The sequence below is a fragment of the Kitasatospora sp. MY 5-36 genome, assembly GCF_001182915.1.
In the GTDB taxonomy this organism is placed as follows: Bacteria; Actinomycetota; Actinomycetes; order Streptomycetales; family Streptomycetaceae; genus Kitasatospora.
The window spans coordinates 1-5,780 of record NZ_LFVW01000342.1 but is presented as its reverse complement, the minus strand read 5'-3'; the positions used below and the strand labels follow the sequence as shown (position 1 = coordinate 5,780).

The window sequence follows — 5,780 nt, the reverse complement described above, 5'->3', positions numbered from 1 at the left end:
CGGTCCAACCGGGTCGGGACCAGCACCGCCTCCGGAGAACGCAGCGCGGCATCGAACAGCGCCAGCGCCTCCTCCGTCGCCAGGGCCTTGAGACCGCCCCGGGCCAGCCGGGCCCGGTCCGCCTCGTCCAGGTGCCCGGTCAGCCCACTCGCCTGAGCCCACAGGCCCCAGGCCAGTGAGACCGCCGGCAGACCGCGCTCACGACGCCACCCGGCCAGACCGTCCAGGAACCCGTTCGCCGACCCGTACAGGCTCTGCCCGGCGTTCCCGAAGACACTGGCGCCGGAGGAGAACAGGACGAAGGCCGCCAGACCCAGGCCCTCGGTCGCCTCGTGCAGGTGCCAGGCCGCGTCCGCCTTCGGGGCGAACACCTCCCCCAGCTCCTCCGCCGACCGCGTCTCGAAGACGCCGTCGGCCAGCGCACCGGCTGTGTGCACCACCGCCGTCAGCGGACGCTCCACCGGGACCCGACGGACCAGGTCGTCGACCACCGAACGGTCCGACACGTCCGCGGCCACCACCTCCACCTCGGCACCCAGCGCCTCGAGCCCGGCCACCAACTCCGCCGCACCCGGCGCCGCCACACCGCGACGACTCACCAACAGCAGCCGCCGCACCCCGTGCGACTCCACCAGATGCCGGGCCACCAATCCGCCCAACGTCCCCGTACCACCGGTCACCAGCACCGTCCCCGCCGGATCCAGGACGCCGTGCCCGTCGGCGGAGGCCGGAGCGGAGGCACGCGCCAGACGCGGCACCACCACACCGCCGTCGCGCCAGAGCGCCTGGGTCTCGCCGGACGCCAGCAGGCCGCCCACCACCGACGGGTCCACCGCCGCGGCGGGGAAGCCCGTCCCTTCGCCGCCGAGGAGCACGATCCGGCCGGGCTGCTCCTGCTGGACCGAACGGACCAGCCCCCACACCGCGTTGACCGCCGGGTCCGCGTCCGGGGGCCCGGTCACGACCGCCAGCGGCGCCCCGCTCCGGGCGGGATCGGTGAGTCCCTGGTGCAGGAACTCCGAGACCCGGCCGACCAGCGCCCGGGCGCCCTCGGGCCCCTCGGCCGTCCCGGCGGTCAGGTCCAGCACCGCCGGGGCGGCGACACCGGCGGCGCCGGCGGGCAGGACGAGAGGTGTCCAGCCCACCTGGTAGAGGTGGTCGGTACCGGCCCCGCCGAGGCCGGCGAGCCGGTCGACCGGCACCTGCCGCAGCGACAGGGAGCCGACCGAGGCCACCGGTCCGCCGGTCGGGTCGGTGAGGACGAGCGAGAACGCGTGCGGGCCGGTCTGCCGGGCGTGCACCCGCAGAGCAGTGGGACGCGTGGCGAACAGGGCCACGTCGTTCCAGGCGAACGGCAGCAGGACGTGGCCCGGCTCCGGCTCGGCGATGCCCAGGAAGTTGGTGGCCTGCAGGGCGGCGTCCAGCAGCACCGGGTGGATGCCGAAGTCCTCGGCGGCCCGGCCGGCGGGCAGGGACACCTCGGCGTGCACCTCGCCGTCGAGCCGCCAGACGGCCCGCAGCCCCTGGAACGCCGGTCCGTAGCCGAAGCCGCGGTCCGCCAGCCGCTCGTAGAAGCCGGCCAGGGTTACCGGCTCCGCGCCGGCCGGCGGCCACGCGCCGGGGGCGGCGGTGTCCGGTGCCTGCTCGCCGGCCAGGAACCCGGTGGCGTGCCTGGTCCAGGCACCGCCCTCGCCGTCCTCGGGCCGCGAGTACAGGGCGAACGGCCGCCGGCTGTCGGCGGCGTCGTCCTCCGGCGCGTCCACCCGCAGGTGCAGCTGCAGGGCGCCGCGTCCGGGGACGAGCAGCGGGGCCTCGATCACCAGCTCCTCGACGGTGGGCGTGCCCGCCTCGTCTCCGGCCCGCGAGGCCAGCTCCAGCAGCGCTGCCCCCGGGGCGAGGACGGTGCCGGCGACGGCGTGGTCCGCGAGCCACGGGTGGTCCTTCGGGTCGAGCCGTCCGGTGAGGAGCGCCCCGCCCTCGGGCAGTTGCACCGCCGCGCCCAGCAGCGGGTGCCCGACGGGCGCCAGCCCGGCGGCGCCCACGTCGGTGGCGGGGCGGGTCTCCAGCCAGTAGCGCTGGTGCTGGAAGGGGTAGGTGGGCAGCTCGGAGGCGGGGAGGAGGGCGGCGTCCGGGAAGGCCGTGGACCAGTCCACGGGCAGGCCGTGCACATGGAGTTCGGCGGCGGCGAGCAGGACGCGGTCCCAGCCGCCGTCCTCGCGGCGCAGGGTCCCGGTGACGACGGTCGGCGCCTGGACGGCCTCCTCCAGGGCCTCGACGACGGCGTGGGCGAGCACGGGGTGGGCGCTGACCTCGACGAACGCCCGGAAACCGTCACCGGCGAGGGTCTCGACGGCCTCGGCGAAGCGGACCGTCTGCCGCAGGTTGCGGTACCAGTACCCCGCGTCCAACTCCGGGCCCTCCAGCCAGCGGCCCTCGACCGTCGACAGGAACGGGACGACGGCCGGCTGCGGCTTCACCGAACCCAGCAGCTCGGCGAGTTCGGCCTCGATCGACTCCACGTGCGAGGTGTGCGAGGCGTAGTCCACCGGAATCCGGCGCACCCGCACGCCCTGCTCCTCGTACGAGACGACGAGCGTGTCCAGACCCGCCGGGTCACCAGCCACGACCACCGAAGAGGGGCCGTTCACGGCCGCGATCTCGACACCGTCCGGCAGCGTGCCCGTCACCTCGGCGAGCGGCAGCCCGATCGACACCATGCCGCCGCGTCCGGCCAGACCACGGGCGATGGCCTGCGACCGCAGCGCCACCACAGCCGCCGCGTCGTCCAGCGAGAGGATGCCCGCGACGTGCGCCGCCGCGATCTCCCCCTGCGAGTGGCCCACCACCGCGTCCGGAACGACACCCAGCGACGCCCAGAGGCGCGCCAGCGCGACGTTCACCGCGAACGACACCGGCTGCACCACATCCACCCGCTCCAACGAAGCGGCACCCGGCACCTGGTTCACCACATCCAGCAACGACCAGTCGACATAAGCCCTCAGAGCCTTGTCGACCTCACCGAGCGCCTCCGCGAACACCGCCGACTCCGCGAGCAGCCGACGCCCCATCCCCACCCACTGGGAACCCTGACCCGGGAAGACGAACACCGACCGGCCGCTCACCTCCGCCCGGCCGGAGACGACACCCGCCGCCTCCTCCCCCCGTGCCACCGCGTCCAGCGCCGCCACCGTGTCCGCGCGGTCGGCGGCCACCACCACGGCGCGCTGCTCCAGCGCGGCCCGCGCGGTGACGAGGGTACGGGCCGTACGGGCCAGGCCGGTGTCCGGCTGCTCGGCCAGGAGCCGGCCCCAGGCGCCGGCCTGGGCCCGCAGGGCGTCCTCGGAGGCGGCCGACAGCACCAACGGCAGTGCGGCACCGGTCGGTTCGGCTTCCGGCTGCGGGGCGTCCCCGACCGGGGCCTGCTCCAGGATCACGTGGGCGTTGGTGCCGCTGACACCGAACGAGGAGACGGCGGCCCGGCGCGGCCGGTCGACCTCCGGCCAGTCGCGGCGTTCGGTGAGGAGCGCGACCGCGCCCGAGTCCCAGTCGACCTTCGAGGTGGGTGTGTCGATGTGCAGACTCTTCGGCAGCACGCCGTGCCGCAGCGCCTCCACCATCTTGATGACACCGGCCGCACCGGCCGCCGCCTGGGTGTGGCCGATGTTGGACTTCAACGACCCCAGCCAGAGCGGCTGTTCGGCCGGACGGCCCTGCCCGTAGGTGGCCAGCACCGCCTGCGCCTCGATCGGGTCGCCCAGCGAGGTCCCCGTCCCGTGGCCCTCGACGGCGTCGACGTCCGCCGCCGTCAGCCGGGCGTTGGCGAGGGCCGCCCGGATCACCCGCTCCTGCGAGGGGCCGTTCGGGGCAGTGAGGCCATTGGACGCACCGTCCTGGTTGACGGCCGAACCCCGGACCACGGCCAGCACCTCGTGCCCCAGCCGCCGGGCGTCCGACAGCCGCTCCAGCAGGAGGACGGCGACACCCTCGGCGAGCCCGGTCCCGTCGGCGCCGTCCGTGTACGCCTTGCAGCGGCTGTCGCGCGCCAGGCCGCGCTGGGTGGCGAAGTCGACGAACACCTCTGGCGTGGCCATCACGGCGACACCGCCGGCCAGCGCCAGCGTGCACTCGCCGTCGCGCAGCGCCTGCGCGGCCAGGTGGACGGCGACCAGCGAGGAGGAGCAGGCGGTGTCCACCGTCACCGACGGGCCTTCGAGACCGAGGGTGTAGGAGACCCGGCCGGAGGCGACCGAGCCCGAGTTGCCGATCCCGAAGTACCCCTCCAGGCCCTCCGGGAGGTTGAGCACGTGGTGCGCGTAGTCGTGGTACATCAGGCCCGCGTAGACGCCGACCGGCTGCCCCTTGAGCGAGGCCGGGTCGATGCCGGCCCGCTCCAGGGCCTCCCAGGAGGTCTCCAGCAGCAGCCGCTGCTGCGGGTCCGTCGCCAGCGCCTCGCGCGGGGAGATCCCGAAGAGCGCGGCGTCGAAGCCGCCCGGGTCGGCAAGGAAGCCGCCCTGCTCGGCGTAGGTCTTCCCGGCGGCGTCCGGGTCGGGGTCGTACAGGCCGTCCACGTCCCACCCCCGGTCGCGGGGGAACGGGGCCATGGCGTCGGTGCCGTCGTGGACCAGGCGCCACAGGTCGGCCGGGGAGGCGACGCCGCCGGGCAGCCGGCAGGCCATCCCGACGATGGCGATCGGCTCGGTGCGCCGGGCCTCGACGTCGCGCAGGCGGCGCCTGGTCTGCTGGAGGTCGGCCGTGACGCGCTTGAGGTAGTCGCGCAGCTTGTCGTCGTTCGACATGGGGTTCTTCCTCGTATCCGTCATCAGGAAAGGCCGAGTTCGTTGTCGATCAGGTCGAAGAGCTCGTCGTCCGAGGCGGCGCCCAGGTCGACGCCCTCGGCCTCGGGCTCCTCGCCCGACTCCGCCCAGCGGGCGGTGAGGGCCTCCAGCCGGGCGGCCACCTGGGCGCGCAGTCCGTCGGGCGCCCCGGACGCACCGGCCGTCCCGGCCGTGGCCGCCAACGCCTGCTCCAGCCGGTCGAGTTCGAGCAGGACGGGCGGCACGGCCACCGAGCCCGCCAGGCCCAGCCGGTCCCGCAGGTGCTCGGCGACGGCGGCCGGGGTCGGGTGGTCGAAGACCAGGGTCGCCGGGAGCCGGACACCGGTGGCCTCGGTGAGGCTGGTGCGGATCCGCAGCGAGGTCAGCGAGTCGAAGCCGACGTCCTTGAACGCCTGAGCGGGCTTCACCGTCTCGTCGATGCTCTGGCCGAGCACCTTGGCCGCGCTGGCCCGGACCAGGTCCAGGAGCAGCCGGAGCTGTTCGGCCTCGCCCACCGCGGAGAGCCTGCGGAACAGAACCTCACGGCCGTCGCCGGCCGGTGCCCCGGCGGTGGCGGCGGTGCGGCGGGGGGTGCGGACCAGGCCGCGCAGCAGCGGGTTCAACTCGCCGCCCGCCGCCTGCCCGCGCAGCGCGTCGCGGTCCAACCGGGTCGGGACCAGCACCGCCTCCGAAGAACGCAGCGCGGCATCGAACAAGGCCAGCGCCTCCTCCGTCGCCATGGCCGCCAGGCCGCCCCGGGCCAGCCGGGCCCGATCGGCCTCGTCCAGGTGGCCGGTCAGCCCACTGGCCTGAGCCCACAGGCCCCAGGCCAGTGAGACCGCCGGCAGACCCCGCTCACGACGCCACCCCGCCAGACCGTCCAGGAAACCGTTCGCCGACCCGTACAGGCTCTGCCCGGCACTGCCGAACACGCCCGCACCGGAGGAGAAGAGCACGAAGGCCGCG

The 5,780-nt window shown here is 75.2% G+C and carries 1 protein-coding gene and 1 pseudogene; both read right to left on the bottom strand.

Annotated elements, in window-relative coordinates; genetic code table 11:
* A pseudogene (locus AE652_RS21465) lies at positions 1-4,793 on the bottom strand (SDR family NAD(P)-dependent oxidoreductase); the annotation flags it as partial.
* A 26-nt stretch (positions 4,794-4,819) separates the two neighbouring features.
* A partial coding sequence (locus tag AE652_RS21460) for a beta-ketoacyl reductase (protein ID WP_049653974.1) occupies positions 4,820-5,780 on the bottom strand: 961 nt, incomplete at its 5' end.